The sequence below is a fragment of the Variovorax sp. LjRoot290 genome, assembly GCF_964253985.1.
In the GTDB taxonomy this organism is placed as follows: Bacteria; Pseudomonadota; Gammaproteobacteria; order Burkholderiales; family Burkholderiaceae_C; genus Variovorax.
In genome coordinates, this window is sequence record NZ_CAXURW020000001.1 from 1,608,903 (window position 1) to 1,624,236 (window position 15,334).

Sequence of the window (15,334 nt, forward strand, 5' to 3'; positions counted from 1 at the left end):
AACATCGGGAATCGTCATGCGCATCAGCACCCAGACCTTCTACGCACAGAGCCTGAAAGGCATCGGCTCGCAGCAGCAGCAGCTGTTCCGGATCCAGCAGCAACTGTCTTCGGAATCCAAGTTTCTGACGCCGGCGGACGATCCGGTGGGCGCGGCGCGTTCGCTGGTCGTCTCCCAGTCGATCGCGGAGAGCTCGCAGTACGCCGCCAGCCGCAGCCGCGCGGTGCTCTCGCTCTCGCACGAAGAGGCCGCGCTGCAATCGGCCACCACCATCCTGCAGAACATCAAGACGCTCACGGTGCAGGCCGGCAACGGCACGCTGTCGGACGCCGACCGCGAATCGCTCGCCACCACCATCCAGAGCAATCTCGACCAGCTGGTGAACGTGGCCAACGCCGACGACGGCAACGGCCAGTTCCTGTTCGCCGGCTTCAAGAGCGCCAACCCGCCCTTCGTGGCGCAGGCCGGGGGCGGCGTGCAGTACATGGGCGACCAGGGCCAGCGTCTGATGCAGATCGACGTGTCGCGCCAGATGTCGGCCACCGACGACGGACGCAGCGTGTTCCAGTCGGTGCAGGGCGGCGCGGGCTACGTGACCACGGCGAATGTCGCCAACACCGGCTCGGGCGTGTTCGGCGCGGTCGGCGTGACCGACGCCACGTCGCCCAACTACGGCCGCGACTTCACGATCAGCTTCGCGGGCGGCAACTACACGGTGACCACCAACGACACGCCGCCGGTGGTCGCGGCCATCGGCCCCTTCGTGGCGGACACGCCGATTTCCTTCGGCGGCGTGCAGATCAGCATGAGCGGCACGCCGGCCGACGGCGACAGCTTCCAGGTCTTTACCGCCAAAAACGCCGGCACCGACGTGTTCGCCGCCATCGGCGACCTCGTGGCATCGCTGAAGAAGCCGCTCGCCGGTGGCGGTGCGGCCGCGCAGGCCGAACTGCTGAACGCGCTCTCCACGGCCAACGTCAAGATCACGAACGCGCACGACAACGTGCTGACCATCCGCTCCTCGGTCGGCTCGCGCATGAACGAACTCGATGCGCTCAACGCGTCGGGTTCCTCGCGCAGCCTGATCGACAAGAGTTACCTGTCGGAGCTGGAAGACCTGGACATGGCGAGCGCGATCTCCGAATACCTGCAGCGCGAAACCGCGCTGAAGGCCTCGCAGGAGACTTTCGCGCGGCTGCACAGCATCGCGCTGTTCAACTACCTGTAGGCCGGCCGGCCGGCCGGGCTTCGCGCCGGCGCCCGATCAGCTGCGCCAGCACGAGAGCGGGTAGCGCTGGTGGTTCCAGGTCGTCCAGCCTGTGGTCCTGTTGCCCGAGGGCTTGGCCAGGTACCACTGGTTCCCGTCGGCGTGGCGGAAGCGCAGGCCGCGCCCGTCGCTTTCGGGGTGCGTCAGCGCCACCCAGCGCGAGTTGTTGTCCGAGAACTTTCCCTTCCAGCGCGCGCCCGCGCTGCTGCTGCAGGTGTCGCCGTCGCAACTGGTTTGAGTGTCGTTGACCGGGACCCAGGTCATGCGTGCCGGCCGGCCGTCGATGCTGCAGTTCCAGGCGCCACCCCACCAGCCACCGACCGTGCTGGCGAGGGCCGGACCGGAGAGGGCGAAGCACAGGGCAAGGCCGCGGGAGAAGGTCGTGAGCGACCGCCGCGTCGTGTTCGAAGTCATGCTGCTGCTCCTTGTCGCCTCGATGAGGCTGGAGGCAGCGTACCGAGCCGCTGTCGAACGAGAAATCCCGTGAAGGCGCTACCCGCGCAGGAACGAGACCGCGATGACGACCGCGACCATCACGATGCCGACCCGGGTCATGTAGACCCCCAACCGGGCTGCCACCGGGTCTCGGGGTTGCAGCTTGGCGTGCGTTGTATCCATGGCGAACTCCTTTCGGACGACTCGCTGTCATCCTAGGGGCGAGCGCCGGCGCTGCACATGGCCAATTGGCAACGATGGACCATACTCGCCGCGCGATTCGTGGATTGGTTCACCATTCTCCGAAGTGATTGCGGGCTCCGGTGCGGCCGCACGGCTACTCAGGCGCCTCGCCAGCAGGCGCCGCCGCCTGCGGCTGCGCCTCCATCTGCACGACGGCCTCATGCAGAAGGCCGCGAAGCCAGACCAGCGCCGGGTCGTGGGTGCGGTACTTGTGCCATTGCATGGACTGCTCCATCAGAGGCAGCGGCAAGGGCACCGGCAGCACTGTCAGCGGCAGGAATTGCTGCGCCATGCGCGCCAAGCGACGCTGCACTGTGGCGACCCGGTCGGTGCCCAGAACCAGGAAGGGCGCCGCGACGAAGCTGAAGGTGCAGACCTCGATGCGCCGCTCGATGCCGCGACGCTGCATGAACCAGCTCTCGAGCGTGGGCTGGCCGATGCTGGCGGGCTGCACCTCGACGTGGTCTGCCGCCACGTACTCCTCGTAGCTGAGGGTGCCGGCGCGCGCGAAGCGGCTGCTGTTCCACACCATGCACACGTACTCTTCCTCGAACAGCGTTTCGATCGGATGGTCGGGCGAGCAATAGTTGCGCGGGATCACCAGCAGGTCCGCTTCGCCGCGCCCCAGCGCGCGCTGCGGCTGGTCCAGTTGCGGCAGCGGCGAGAGCAGGAAGCGCACCGTGCTCGACTGCCGGCGTGCCAGCGCAAGCAGGTGCGGCATCAGGGTGACCGTGGTGTAGTCGGAGACCAGCAGCTGGAAGGTGCGGTCCGAGCGTGAGGGATCGAACTGCGGCTGCGCGGCGATCGCGGTGTCGACGCGCATCAGCACGTCGCGCACGGGTTCCTTCATCGTCTGGGCCCGGGGCGTGAGTTCCAGCGTGCGGCCCACCTGCACCAGCAACTCGTCGCCGAAATAGGCCCGCAGCCGAGCCAGCGCGTTACTCATGGCGGACTGGCTCAGATGCACGCGCGCGGCCGCCCGGCTGATGCTGCACTCGGTGAGAAGCGCGTCCAGTGCCACCAGCAGATTCAGGTCAAGCTTGTTGAAGCGCATAGCCGCCCTCGCTCGCACGAGATCGAGAAGAGGATGGTGAACCACCTTCAAGCGCCGAAGATTAGGGCAAGTGCGACTATCGCCGCAGGAAATGCCGAGGGCGCACTCGCCGGGCGATTCGTGGATTGGGTCACCGTTCTCCGATGCGATTGCGGATTGCGACTACACTCCGCAGCCCCATTTTTCAACGAAGCGGCGACACCCATGAGAAAGAACGCCTGGCTCAAGGCCGCGCTGGACTACGTGCCCGATTGGCTGAGTTTTCAACTCGAGCGCTATCGGCAGCCCGGGTGCTCTGTCGCCATAGCGCAGGGGCCTCACATCGTGGCGGAGTTCGCCTTCGGTGCCGCTGATCTGGAAACCGGCGAATCCCTCACCCCGAGGCATCGCTTTCGCGTCGCGTCGCACTCCAAGAGTTTCACTGCGAGTGGTGTCATGCTGCTGCGGGAACAAGGAAAAATCGGCCTTGACGATCCGATCGGCCGCTATGTAACCGGCCTGCACAAGGGCCTCGCGGGCGCCCGGATCGGAGAATTGTTGTCACATGGTGCCGGTGTGGTTCGCGATGGCGCCGACAGCGGACAGTTCTCGGACCGCCGCCCATTTCTTTCCCGCGCCGAGCTGCTGGCGGAGTTGTCCAGAAAGCAGCCGCTCGCACCCGGCGTTCAGCTCAAGTATTCCAACCATGGCTATGGCCTGTTGGGGCTGATGATCGAGGAAGTCAGCGGCAGCGAATATCCGGCCTGGATCACCCGCCACGTGATCGACGCCGCGGGATTGCACGAGACCGTCCCCGACATGCCGCAGCTGCGCAAGAAAGCACCCATGGCCAATGGGCACAGTGCCGAGTTCCCCTTCGGGCAGCGCCTGATCGTACCGGGCGACAACGTCTGCCATGCGATCGCGCCGGCAGGCGGATTCGTCTCGACGGCTTCGGATGTGGCTCGGTTCTTTGCGCAACTCGCGCCGGAAAGCAAAGGGAGCATCCTGTCGGCAGCGAGTCGCCGCCACATGATGCAGCGCCGCTGGCGCGACAACTGCAGCACCCAGGAGTCGTACTACGGCTACGGCACCATGATGAGCGGGCCCGGGCCCAAGGAGTGGTATGGCCACACCGGCAGCCTGCAAGGCTTCGTTTCGAGAACGGCGCGTTTTACCGCCTCGGGTTTCACGGTCACCGTTCTTTGCAACGCACAGGATGGCCCGTCCTACCAGTGGGTCGATGGGATTGCGAGCATCCTTTCGGCGTTTCAACACCATGGTGCGCCAGCCAAACGGGAGGCGGCCTGGAAGGGACGCTGGTGGAGCATGTGGGGTGCCAGTGATCTTGTCCCCATGGGCAAGGTGGTGTGCCAAGTCGCGCCGGCGATGAATCTACCTTTCGATGGCACGAACACCGAGTTCGCGATCGCTGGCAACGATCATGGGGTGATCCGCAAAGCTTCTTCCTACAACAGTCCCGGAGAGACGATTCGCCGGGTGCGCGATCCCAATGGCGCGCCGACCGAGCTTTGGGTTGGAGGCTCAAGACTGCTGTCCAAGGAGGCGATGCTGGCCGAAGTCACTCCGCGCTACCGCAAGAGTCGGCGCACCGGCGATGCCGCGGCTGCATAGCGTCGGGCGTTGATCCGGGTCCCGCTTACTTCTTGCAGTCCCCGCCGACCGATACGGAGCCGTCCTTGCATTCGGTCAGGATGGGCTCGCTGCGAGGCTGCGGCGGCGAGGGACGCGCGCCGGAGGCCGATCCGTCACTATTCGGCGGCGAAGCCGGCAAATCGCCCTGCGCGTACACGATCTTCTTCGTTCCAAGATCGCAGGTGCCCACGACCTTGTCGGTAACGATTGCGTCGGCGTCTACCGTGGTGAGCGTGAAGCGAGAGACGCCGGAGGCTCTGATCTTCGTATCGATCTGGGACAGGATGGCATCGCAGTTGCTGGCGCCGCTCGCAGAACCGGCGAAGACCAGTGCGATGAAAGCCAGAGATAGTCTTGGCATCGGTGCTTGCCTCCAACGAGAGTCTTCCCGGGCGGACCCGTCCAGCGATCAGCGCGAAGGCGCCGGCACCGGAGTCACCGTCTCGCGAATCACGCCGCCGCCCATGACGCTGCCTCCGGAAGAACTGCCCGCGCCGCCTTGCACGCGCGCCTCGCAGTCCGCCTGGTCGGCAGCGGGCTGCAGCTTGCATCGGGCCATCGCATTGGCGTCGTAGCCGGTGGCGCTCGAGCCGGTGAGGCCGTTGCGCCGGGCCTCCTGTCGCGCGGCACCGGCTTCGCGAAGGCACGCCGCCTTGTCCTGCTGCACGCCATCGCAGGCCGCGCGTTCGCTCGCCGTGCGGGCATCGGAGCCGGGCGGCGCCGACTGGGCGAGCGCGGCGCTGGCGCCGAGCAGTGCGATCAGCCAAAGACTGACCAGAGCTGGTTTCGTGTTCATGGGGCTCCTCTTTGAACGGAGCCTGCAATGTGACCGCAGGATGGCGGCCGGACTGTGGGACGGATGCCCGATGCCTGTCGGACGCAGTCCGCAAAAGAAGGCCCGCACGAGGCGGGCCTGAAGGGGTTGGTCCTTGATGCCCACCCGGGAGAAACCATGGCCGAAGATTAGTAGGTGTAGTCCTACACGGCAAGTCGAGCAAAAGTTCACGTTGGCGTCAGCCGGTCACCGATGCTCGTCATCAGCTTCGCGTAAGTTTTGTATCTCGCGATCCATCCCGCCGGTTTCCTCGCGCGCGAGACCTGCCCCGGATGCCGACGTTTGGTTCTGCTTGACAAGGGCAATGACACCGCGGCGTTGTTGTCGGCATTCGCCACCTATGCCGCGGGGTTTCTGGTACGGCCCTTCGGGGCACTCGTGTTCGGTCGCATCGGCGATCTGGTCGGGCGCAAATACACCTTCCTGGTCACCATCGTCGTGATGGGGAGCGCGACCTTTGCAGTGGGACTGTTGCCGACATTCGCGGCCATCGGCTGGCTCGCGCCCATCCTGCTGGTTACCCTTCGATTGCTGCAAGGCCTGGCGCTCGGCGGTGAATATGGCGGCGCTGCCACCTACGTGGCCGAGCATGCGCCGCAGGGCAAGCGAGGCAACGACACGAGCTGGATCCAGACCGCCGCGACGCTGGGCTTCTTCATGGCGCTCGCGGTCGTCGGTGCTTGCCGCGTGTGGATGGATGCTGCGGTGTTTGCCGAATGGGGTTGGAGAATTCCCTTCCTCGTGTCGCTGATCCTGCTGGTGTTCTCGATCTATATCCGGCTGCGCCTGAACGAGTCGCCGATCTTCAAGAAGATGAAGGAGGAAGGAAAAGGGTCGAAGGCGCCGCTCAGAGACAGTTTCCGGAAGTACCCGAACAACAAGTACGTGCTGCTGGCCCTGCTGGGCGCCACCGTCGGGCAGGGCGTGGTGTGGTACACGGGCCAGTTCTATGCCCTGTTCTTCCTGACGATCACGCTCAAGCTCGACTATCTGACGGCCTACATGCTGATCGGCGCGTCCTTGCTGCTGGGCACGCCGTTCTTCATTGTCTTCGGTGCGCTTTCCGACAAGATCGGCCGGCTGAAGATCATCCTGTTCGGCTGCCTGATTGCCGCAGTGACCTATTTCCCGCTGTTCAAGGGCCTGACCCACTATGTCAATCCGGCCCTGGAGGCCTACTCGGAGAAGACGCCGATCACCGTCTCCGCCGCCAACTGCAACTTCCACATGTTTGTCGGCCCCTGGAGCAAGTTCTCCGACTGCGACAAGGCGAAGGACTTCCTCACCAAGCAAGGGCTCTCGTTCAAGTCGGTCCCGGCCGCGGCCGATGCCCAGGTCGTGACGAAGATCGGTGATGTCGAAGTGGTCGGATGGGACGAGGCCAAGTACAAGGAGGCGTTGCAGAAGACCGGCTATCCCGGCGCGGCCGACAAGAGCAAGATCAACTACCCGATGACGCTGCTGATCCTGTTCATCATGTTGATCTACGTCACGATGGTGTACGGACCTATTGCCGCTTTCCTGGTCGAGCTGTTCCCCACCCGCATCCGCTACACCTCGATGTCGCTGCCTTATCACATCGGCAACGGGTGGTTCGGCGGCATGCTCCCGCTGCTGGCCACGGCAATGGTCGCGGCATCGGGGGATATTTACTATGGGCTCTGGTATCCGATCGTCGTTGCGGTGATCTCGCTCGTGGTGGGCACCATCTTCCTCAGGGAAACCAAGGACCGCGATCTCAAATACGACGACTGATCGGCGCGCTGCACCGTGCAAGGCACGGCGCAGCGCGCTTGTCGTCTCGTCCTCAGAGCGTGGGCTTGCCCATCGCCGGATCGCTCACCGAATGCCGCCCGGTCTCGACGCGGCCGGCGATGCGGCGCAAGTAGGCCGGGTCGGCGTCGCAGCTCACTTCGAAGTCGTACCAGTTGCCGCTGTCCTCGAGGTCCCACTGCTTCTCGACATCGTCGCCGCCCCTGACGCGCACGGTCCACGGGCCGTCGTTGCGGTAGGCCAGGGCCTTGATGGTGAAGACGCAGTCCCGCTCGCCCTCGTTGCGCAGCTTCAGGTGTAGGTCGCCGCGGCGCACGTTGTAGCCCACGCGGATCTCGGGGTCGGGTGCGCCGCGCGAGCGCAGGCGGTTCAGGTCGCCCTTGAAGTGGCGGTGGAAGCCGTTGGGCCCGAGCACCCACAGGTCGTAGAGGCCGGCGTTGTCGGTCGCCGCGGCCCACTCGTCGTCGAGGCGCTCGTTGGGCTCCACCATGTAGCGGCGCGGCAGCCGGTCGAGGTTCAGCTTGTCGTAGACGTGGAACACGGCCGCGGCCTCGCCGCTGTTCGCGAAGACGAGCTTGACCTTGCCGTGCAGCGCGTTGCTGCGTGCGCTCGCGTGCAGCTCGTAGGGCAGGGCGCGCGAGGGCCGCGTGCCGGTGGCCTGCACCGGCAGCAGCGGGTTGGCCGGCGGCGCGATCTGGGGCAGTTGCTGCTGCGCGGCGCGCAGCGCATCGGCCTGGGCCAGCGTCTTGCGACCCGTGAGCGTGGGCAGCGGCTCGTTGTTGGGATTCTTGAAGTTGAAGGCGCTCGTCAGGTCGCCGCACACGGCGCGGCGGTAGCGGCTGATGTTGGGTTCCTTGACGCCGAAGCGCTGCTCGAGGAAACGGATGATCGAGGTGTGGTCGAACACCTGCGAGTTGACCCAGCCGCCGCGGCTCCAGGGCGAGATCACGTACAGGGGCACGCGCACGCCCGGGCCGTAGACCCGGCCGTCGGGCTGCGGCTGGCTGGTGGTGCCGGGCGGGTTCGGGTGCGTGAAGCGCTCGAAGGCGACCTCGGACTCGCGCAGCGTGGTCTTGCCGGCCGGCGTGCCGTCGGGGTTGAGCGAGGGCGCCGAGGGCGACGGCACATGGTCGAAGTAGCCGTCGTTCTCGTCGAAGTTGACCAGCAGCACGGTCTTGCTCCACACATCGGGCACGGCGGTGAGCGCGTCCAACGTCTCCTGGATGTACCAGGCGCCCTGCACCGGGCTCGATGGGCCGGGGTGCTCGGAGTAGGTGGCCGGCGCGATGACGAAAGACACCTGCGGCAGCTTGCCGTTCTTGATGTCCTGGCGGAAGGTCTCGAAATACGCGTTCACGTCGCCGAGCGGGCCCGGCATGGTGTTGGCGATGCCCTTATACAGCGGGTTGCCGGCATCGTCGCTGGCCGGGTCGTAGGCGGGCGAGAGGGCGTCGTTGCTCACCGGCTTGCCCGAGGCCTCGTTGGCCTTGCGGTACTGCTTGAAGCCCGCCAGCGGGTTGTCGCCGAAGTTGTCGGGCATGTTCTGGTAGACCATCCAGCTCACCTTGGCTTCCTGCAGCCGCTCGGGGTAGGTCTTCCATTCGTAGCCGAGGGCGGAGGAGTCGATGGAGTCCCACTCGTTGTTCAGCGAGGCCACGCCGGCGGCGGTGGGGCCGTTGGTGCCGGTCCACATGAACATGCGGTTCGAGTTGGTGCCGGTGTGCATCGAGCAGTGGTAGGCGTCGCACAGCGTGAAGGCATTGGCCAGCGCGAACTGGAAGGGCAACTCGGCTTCCTTGTAGTAGCCCATCGAAGCGGGCGTCTTGTAGCGCACCCATTGCTCGATGCGGCCGCCGTCCCAGGCGTCCTGGCCGTCGACCCAGCTGTGCGGCGTCCCGCTCACGCGCTGTGCATTGCCCTTGGTGAAGTCGAGGTGGTAGGGCAGCACCGGCTGGCCGGCGGCGTTGTTCTGCTGCCAGACGTTGCGGCCTTGCGGCAGCGGAATGGTGAAGCGGTCGCCGAAGCCGCGCACGCCGCGCAGCGTGCCGAAGTACTGGTCGAAGGAGCGGTTCTCCTGCATCAGGATCACGACGTGCTTGACGTCCTTGATCGTGCCGGTTTCGTTGTGCGCGGGAATCGCGAGTGCTTTGCGGATGCTGGGCGGAAAGGCGGCGAGGGTGGCGGCGGCGATGCCGGTGGTGGCGGTGCCCTGGAGGAACTTGCGGCGCGAGTTCATGTGGGGTCCTCTGGATGTTGTTGTAGGTGGCTCAGGGCGCGTAGCGCACGTCGGCGTTGTCGCTCGCCGCGGGCTGCACCGGGGTCTCGGTCTTTTCGCTACCGGTGGCCGTGCTGCCCGCGGCGGTGCCGCTGAAGCCGCCGCCGCTGCTGCCGCCGCCGCAGGCGGCCAGCGCGCAGGCCAGGGTCAGGGCGCACGCGAGGCGCGCCAGGTAAACATCTGTGTGCATGGGGAGTTCCTTTTTTGGCGTTGTCGGGGATCGGGTTCGCAAGCGGCGCGGCCAAGACTAGGCAGCGGCCGTGTCATCGCCATGAACCGGCCATGACGCTTGTGCGACGTGCGCATGACGCCCTGGTACCCTGTGCCATTCGCGCGCGGCGCGGAGTGAACGCGATGCCGATGAAACTGCTCTTGAAGCTCGCCATCGCCTGCCTGATCGGGCTGGCAGGAGTCGCCATGTTCCAGGACCGCCTGCTCTACTTCCCGGCCAAGGCCACGGTCGCGGACATGGTGTCCGGCGGACTGAAGGCCTGGCCTTCGGCGGAGGACTTCCGCGGCCTGGTCGCGGAGCCGGCGGGCGTGGCGCGCGGCACAGCCATCGTCTTTCACGGCAACGCGGGGCATGCCGGGCATCGCGCGTACTACGCCCGTGCGCTCACGGGCCTGGGGCTGCGCGTGATCCTGGCCGAGTACCCTGGCTACGGCCCGCGCGGCGGAGAGATGGGGGAACGCCATCTGGTCGACGATGCCGAACAAAGCATCGTGCAGGCGCATCGAGCGCATGGCGCGCCGCTGCTCGTGGTCGGCGAATCGCTGGGCGCCGGCGTCGCGGCCGCGGCGGCCGCACGGCAGCGGGACAAGGTGGCGGGCCTGCTGCTGATCACGCCGTGGGACCGGCTCGAGAACGTCGCGGGCCATCACTACCCATGGCTGCCAGTGAGCTGGCTGCTGCGCGATCGCTACGACAGCGCCGCGCATCTCGCCTCCTTCGGCCGCCCGGTTCTGGTCGCCATCGCCGAGCGCGACAACATCGTGCCGGCGCGCTTCGGCCGCGCGCTTTACGACGCGCTTCCCGAGCCCAGGCGGCTGGTGGTGATCGAGGCGGCCGGCCACAACGACTGGCCGGGGCGCGTCGACGATGCATGGTGGCGCAAGGCCACGTCCTTCGTGCTCGACGCCGCCACTGCGCGCTGAGCGCGCAGCGGTGTTTGCGCTTGCTCAGTTGAGATTTCCTCAAGCGACAGAGCCACAGAAGTCGTTTGTCGGCGAGCGCCGGAAGGACAACCATAGCTCTATCCGATGCCATCTTCGCGGTGTCGGCCACAAGGAGATCTATGTACGTCGCACCCTACCCGCTGTGGAGCCCTGAGCCCGACGCCGGCCTGCTCGCCTCGCGCGCCGCCGATACCGGCGAGCTGATTTTTCCCGCCTTTCCCGATGCTTCGCCGCTGGCCGCGCGGCACGCGCCGGTCGCACTGCCCTCGATCGGCGAGGTCTACAGCTTCACGGTCATCCATCCGGCGGCCAAGAGCGGGCTGGCGCCTTACGCGCTCGGCTATGTGGACCTGCCCGGCCCAGTGCGCATCTTCGGCCGGCTGCAAGGCAAGGCGCGCCCGGCCATCGGCGAGCGCTATCGCGCAGTGCCAGACGAGCAGTTCGGCTACGTGTTCGAGGCGGTCGAAGGAGCATCGGCATGAAGGACATCTTCATCACCGGCGGCGCCATGACGCCCTTCGGCCGCCACAGCGGCGTGCTCGCTCCCGAGCTCGCGCAGCACGCCATCCTGAAGGCAATGGACGACGCGGGCGTCGAGGCGCGCGACATCCAGGCCATCTACTGCGCCAACGTGCTCGGCGGCATGATCCTGGGCCAGCTCATCGTCCGCGATCTCGGCTTCGGCGGAATTCCGGTCTACAACGTCGAGAACGCCTGCGCCAGCGGCGCCACGGCGGTCCACTTGGCACGGCACGCGATGCTGGCCGAGCAGTACGACACGGCGCTGGTGTTCGGCATCGAGCAGCTCACCGCGCTCGGCGGCGGCACCATCCCGCTGCAGCGCAACGACCACAAGACCGAGCTCTATGCAAAGGCGGGCATGGTGCTGCCGGCCGTGTACGCGATGCGCGGCACGCGCTTCCTGCATGAGCGATCTGCCACGCCGGCCGACCTGGCGGCCGTCGCGGTGAAGAACCGTCACCACGGTTCTCTAAACGAATACGCCCAGCAGCGCGCCGAGACCACGGTCGAGGAGGTGCTGGCCTCGCGCATGATCGCCGATCCGCTGACGCTGCTGCAGTGCTGCCCTTCGCAGGTCGATGGCGCGGCCGCCGTGGTGCTGCGCACGCGCCGCCCGGCAGGGCGCACGCCTGTGAAGCTGCTGTCTTCCGTGGTGGTGTCGGGCATTCGCGAACAGGCCGACGACGACATCCTGGATGCCGAGATCACCGCACGGGCGGCACGCCAGGCCTACGAACAAGCCGGCCTCGGCCCGCAGGACCTCGACGTGGTGGAGCTGCACGACGCCTTCACCATCGCCGAACTGCTGTACTACGAGGCCTTGGGTCTCGCGCCGCGCGGAGAGGCTGTTGCCTTGCTGCAATCCGGCGCCACGCGATTGGGCGGCCGCGTGCCGGTGAACCCCAGCGGCGGCTTGCTCGCCAAGGGGCATCCGCTCGGCGCCACCGGCGTCGCGCAGATGGTCGAGCTGATGTGGCAGCTGCAAGGCCGGGCCGGCGCACGCCAGGTCGAGGGCGCGAAGGTCGGCCTGACCCAATGCACCGGCGGCGGCATTGCCGGCGTCGACCATGCCGCGTCATCCGTTCACCTGCTGGGAGTGTGAGATGAGCGAAAGTAGATTCAACCCCGAACACGTGGCGGTGGTCACCGGCGCCGCCCGAGGCATTGGCCTCGGCATCGCGAGCCGGCTCGCTGCGCAGGACCTTACCGTCGCCTTGCTCGACCGCGATGGCGCGGCGCTCGACGCTGCTGTGGCCGCCTTGCAACAAGACGGGCACAAGGCCATGGGCGTTGCCGTGGACCTGACCGACTCCAAGGCCGTCGATGCGGCCTTCGCCAGCGTTCTTGCAAGTGCAGGCCGCGTCGACTTTCTCGTCAACAACGCGGGTGCGGTGCGCGATACGCGCTTCCTGAAGATGACCGACGAGGACTGGGACATCGTCATCGACTCCAACCTGCGGTCGCAGTTCGTTTGCTGCCGCGCGGCGCTGCCGGGCATGGTGGAGCGCGGCTTCGGCCGCATCGTCAACCTCTCCTCGCGCGCCTGGCTCGGCGGCTTCGGCCAGGCCAACTATTCGGCGGCCAAGGGCGGCGTGGTGAGCCTGACGCGGAGCCTGGCCATCGAGTTCGCCGCCAAGGGCGTGACCGTCAACGCGGTGGCGCCCGGCATCGTCGACACCCCGCTGTTTCGCAACTTCGCCCCGGATGTGCAGGCACGGCTCAAGGACTCGGTGCCGGTGCGCCGCATCGGCACGGCGGACGACATCGCGCTGGCGGTCGAGTTCTTCCTCGATCCGGCGGCGTCCTACGTGACCGGGCAGACCCTCTATGTCTGCGGCGGCCGCAGCCTGTCATCGCCCAGCGTCTAGGAGCTCCTCATGACCGTTCGTCTGGATGTCAAAGACCAGGTCGCGCTGATCACGCTGGACCGGCCCGAAGCGTTGAATGCGCTGGACCTGGCTGCGCTGAGAGACCTGCGCCGGTGCCTGGTCGAGGTCCGCGATCGCGACGATCTGCGCGTCGCGATCCTCACCGGCGCAGGGAGCAAGGCCTTCTGCGCCGGCGCCGATCTCAAGGGCACGCAGATATCGCCTGCACCGTATGCCGAAGCATTGTTCCGCGCGTCCGCGCCGGCAGCCGACATGGGCCTGTACATCCGGCTCATGGACCTGAGCGACCTCTGCGTGTTCAAGCCGATCATCGCGGCCGTCAACGGCCATTGCCTCGGTGCCGGGCTGGAGCTGGCGCTCCAGTGCGACCTGCGCATTGCCTCGGCCCGCGCGAGCTTCGGCTTGCCGGAGACGGCCGTCGGCTCGATTCCGGCGGTGTCCGGCCTGCACCGCCTGCTCAAGGCCGTGCCGTCGGCGCATGCGATGCAGATGGTGCTGACGGCGGAGCGCATCGATGCGAGCACCGCGCAGCGCATCGGGCTGGTGTCGGAGCTGGTGGAAGAGCCCGCCGCGCTGCTCGACCGCGCCTTCGCGCTGGCGCGGCGCATCGCCGGCAACGCGCCGCTGGCGGTGCAGGCCGTGAAGAAGCTGTCGCGCCAGACGGCACACCTCGGCGAAGCCGACGCGCAGCAGCTCACTGAGCTGTACTGGGGCGTGCTGCGAGATACGCAAGACCGCATCGAGGGCCGCAGGGCCTTCACCGAGAAACGCCCGCCCCGCTATGTGGGCCGCTGAACATCGATTCCAAGGAGACACGCATGAACACCCATCCCACACACCGCCGTTCGTTGCTGGCGCTCGCGGCCGCGGCCGCCGCGCTCTGCACCTGGCCGCTCGGCCATGCGCAGCAGCCACCGTATCCGGCGAAGGCGATCACGCTCGTGGTGCCGTTCGCGCCCGGCGGCGGCAACGACATCCTGGCGCGCGCCATCGCTCCGCGCCTCACGGAAATCCTCGGTCAGGCCGTGGTGGTCGACAACCGGCCGGGGGCGGGCGGCAACCTCGGCACCGACATCGTGGCGCGTGCGCCGGCCGATGGGTATACCTTGCTGCTGGCTTCCAACCAGGTGACCATCAACCCCGCCATCGGTGTCAAGACGCCGTTCAAGCTGGAGAAAGACTTCGCGCCGGTCAGCCTGCTGGCCTCGGTGCCGATCGTGCTCGTGGCCAACCCGGCCGAGCCCTACCGGACGCTTGCCGAATTCGTGCAGTACGCCAAGGCCCACAGCGGCAAGCTGGCGTACAGCAGCCCCGGCAACGGCACGCCGCAGCACCTGGCGGGCGAGGTGTTCGCCAACATGGCGAAGACGCAACTGGTTCACGTGCCTTACCGCGGCACCGCGCCTGCCATCGCCGACGTGATCGGTGGGCAGGTGCAGCTGGCTTTCGGCACCATGGCCTCGGTGCTCCCCTTCATCGAGAGCGGCAAGCTGCGCGCGCTCGGCATCGCGGGACAGGCCAAATCGGCCGCGTTGCCGCAGCTTCCGACCTTCGGCGAGGTCGGTTTCAAGAACTACGAGGCCTCGCTCTGGTACAGCCTGCTCGCTCCGGCGCAGACCCCGAAGCCGGTCATCGACAAGCTCAATGCCGCGGTGGTGGAAGCGCTCAAGACCCCCGAGGTCCAGGCGCGCCTGGCCAAGCAGGGTTTCGAGACCCGCTCTTCCAGTCCCGCAGAGGCCAGGCAGCTGCTCGACAAGGACCTGCTTCGCTGGGCACGCCTGGTCAGCGAACTCAAGCTGAAGATCGAGCAATGAGCGCCGGTCCTGCGTTGCAGCTCGACAACCCGCTGCTCGAGCACCTGGGCATCCGGCTCGTCGAATGGAGTTCCGGCCGATGCAGCCTGGCGCTCGCGCTCGAGGACCGGCATCTCAACCGCCAGGCCAGTCTTCAGGGCGGCGTGACCGCCACGCTGCTCGATGCGGCCTGCGGCTACGCCGGACTCATGGCGCACGGCGAAGCGGCGCCGGTCAATGCGCTGACCTTGACGCTGTCGATCAGCTATCTCGCCCGTGCGAACCGGGGCGAAGTCCAGGCGCGCGGGCGCGTGACAGGCGGCGGCAGACGCGTCTACTTCGCGAGTGCCGAGCTGGTCGCCGACGACGGCACCGTCATCGCCACGGCCCAAGGGGCTTTCAGGCGCCAGCCGAACTGAACCATGAAGGAGACATCG

The 15,334-nt window shown here is 67.0% G+C and carries 17 protein-coding genes; 10 read left to right on the forward strand and 7 right to left on the reverse strand.

The features are described from left to right. Nucleotides 1–16 precede the first annotated feature (16 nt). On the forward strand, nucleotides 17–1,228 hold the full coding sequence (flgL, locus tag ACSQ9A_RS08105; RefSeq protein ID WP_436303277.1) for a flagellar hook-associated protein FlgL: 1,212 nt from the start codon (nucleotides 17–19) through the stop codon (nucleotides 1,226–1,228). Between the two features lie 36 nt (nucleotides 1,229–1,264). Here flgL and ACSQ9A_RS08110 read toward each other — a convergent pair whose 3' ends face one another. The 3 genes from ACSQ9A_RS08110 to ACSQ9A_RS08120 form a co-directional block, all read right to left on the reverse strand. Further along, nucleotides 1,265–1,681 (reverse strand): DUF6006 family protein, encoded by a 417-nt coding sequence (locus tag ACSQ9A_RS08110; protein WP_436303278.1) that lies wholly within the window; start codon nucleotides 1,679–1,681, stop codon nucleotides 1,265–1,267. Between the two features lie 78 nt (nucleotides 1,682–1,759). Next, on the reverse strand, nucleotides 1,760–1,885 hold the full coding sequence (locus ACSQ9A_RS08115) for a hypothetical protein (protein WP_436295798.1): 126 nt from the start codon (nucleotides 1,883–1,885) through the stop codon (nucleotides 1,760–1,762). Between the two features lie 154 nt (nucleotides 1,886–2,039). After that, nucleotides 2,040–2,999, reverse strand: coding sequence for a LysR family transcriptional regulator (locus ACSQ9A_RS08120; RefSeq protein WP_436303279.1), 960 nt, complete (start codon nucleotides 2,997–2,999; stop codon nucleotides 2,040–2,042). 204 nt (nucleotides 3,000–3,203) lie between these two features. Between ACSQ9A_RS08120 and ACSQ9A_RS08125 the strand changes: the two genes are divergently transcribed. Beyond that, nucleotides 3,204–4,613, forward strand: coding sequence for a serine hydrolase domain-containing protein (locus ACSQ9A_RS08125; protein ID WP_436303280.1), 1,410 nt, complete (start codon nucleotides 3,204–3,206; stop codon nucleotides 4,611–4,613). A 25-nt stretch (nucleotides 4,614–4,638) separates the two neighbouring features. Here the strand turns inward: ACSQ9A_RS08125 and ACSQ9A_RS08130 are convergent, their stop codons facing one another. Beyond that, entirely contained in the window at nucleotides 4,639–4,995 is a 357-nt protein-coding gene (locus tag ACSQ9A_RS08130) for a DUF1161 domain-containing protein (protein ID WP_436303281.1), read from the reverse strand. Between the two features lie 48 nt (nucleotides 4,996–5,043). Then, nucleotides 5,044–5,430, reverse strand: coding sequence for a hypothetical protein (locus ACSQ9A_RS08135; RefSeq protein ID WP_436303282.1), 387 nt, complete (start codon nucleotides 5,428–5,430; stop codon nucleotides 5,044–5,046). 321 nt (nucleotides 5,431–5,751) lie between these two features. Between ACSQ9A_RS08135 and ACSQ9A_RS08140 the strand changes: the two genes are divergently transcribed. After that, on the forward strand, nucleotides 5,752–7,224 hold the full coding sequence (locus tag ACSQ9A_RS08140; RefSeq protein WP_436303283.1) for an MFS transporter: 1,473 nt from the start codon (nucleotides 5,752–5,754) through the stop codon (nucleotides 7,222–7,224). A gap of 52 nt (nucleotides 7,225–7,276) precedes the next feature. On the opposite strand, the gene ACSQ9A_RS08145 is transcribed toward ACSQ9A_RS08140, so the two are convergent. Further along, a complete protein-coding gene (locus ACSQ9A_RS08145; RefSeq protein ID WP_436303284.1) occupies nucleotides 7,277–9,478 on the reverse strand; it encodes a phosphocholine-specific phospholipase C in 2,202 nt (733 codons plus the stop codon). Between the two features lie 31 nt (nucleotides 9,479–9,509). Further along, the gene (locus tag ACSQ9A_RS08150) at nucleotides 9,510–9,707 is read right to left on the reverse strand and encodes a hypothetical protein (protein WP_436303285.1); all 198 of its coding nucleotides are present in this window, start codon (nucleotides 9,705–9,707) and stop codon (nucleotides 9,510–9,512) included. A gap of 164 nt (nucleotides 9,708–9,871) precedes the next feature. Here ACSQ9A_RS08150 and ACSQ9A_RS08155 point away from each other — a divergent pair, with 164 nt between their 5' ends. From ACSQ9A_RS08155 to ACSQ9A_RS08185, 7 genes are all read left to right on the forward strand, one after another. Then, the gene (locus ACSQ9A_RS08155) at nucleotides 9,872–10,672 is read left to right on the forward strand and encodes an alpha/beta hydrolase (protein WP_436303286.1); all 801 of its coding nucleotides are present in this window, start codon (nucleotides 9,872–9,874) and stop codon (nucleotides 10,670–10,672) included. A 140-nt stretch (nucleotides 10,673–10,812) separates the two neighbouring features. Beyond that, nucleotides 10,813–11,175, forward strand: coding sequence for a Zn-ribbon domain-containing OB-fold protein (locus ACSQ9A_RS08160; RefSeq protein ID WP_436303287.1), 363 nt, complete (start codon nucleotides 10,813–10,815; stop codon nucleotides 11,173–11,175). After that, a complete protein-coding gene (locus tag ACSQ9A_RS08165) occupies nucleotides 11,172–12,317 on the forward strand; it encodes a thiolase family protein (protein ID WP_436303288.1) in 1,146 nt (381 codons plus the stop codon). The genes ACSQ9A_RS08160 and ACSQ9A_RS08165 overlap by 4 nt, the downstream gene beginning before the upstream one ends. A 1-nt stretch (nucleotide 12,318) precedes the next feature. Continuing rightward, entirely contained in the window at nucleotides 12,319–13,083 is a 765-nt protein-coding gene (locus ACSQ9A_RS08170) for an SDR family NAD(P)-dependent oxidoreductase (RefSeq protein WP_436303289.1), read from the forward strand. A 9-nt stretch (nucleotides 13,084–13,092) separates the two neighbouring features. Beyond that, on the forward strand, nucleotides 13,093–13,899 hold the full coding sequence (locus ACSQ9A_RS08175; protein ID WP_436303290.1) for an enoyl-CoA hydratase/isomerase family protein: 807 nt from the start codon (nucleotides 13,093–13,095) through the stop codon (nucleotides 13,897–13,899). A 23-nt stretch (nucleotides 13,900–13,922) separates the two neighbouring features. Continuing rightward, the gene (locus ACSQ9A_RS08180) at nucleotides 13,923–14,918 is read left to right on the forward strand and encodes a tripartite tricarboxylate transporter substrate binding protein (protein ID WP_093101967.1); all 996 of its coding nucleotides are present in this window, start codon (nucleotides 13,923–13,925) and stop codon (nucleotides 14,916–14,918) included. After that, nucleotides 14,915–15,316: a PaaI family thioesterase gene (locus ACSQ9A_RS08185; protein WP_436303291.1), complete on the forward strand. Its 402-nt coding sequence runs from the start codon at nucleotides 14,915–14,917 to the stop codon at nucleotides 15,314–15,316. Before ACSQ9A_RS08180 ends, ACSQ9A_RS08185 begins: the two co-directional genes overlap by 4 nt. Nucleotides 15,317–15,334 lie beyond the last annotated feature (18 nt).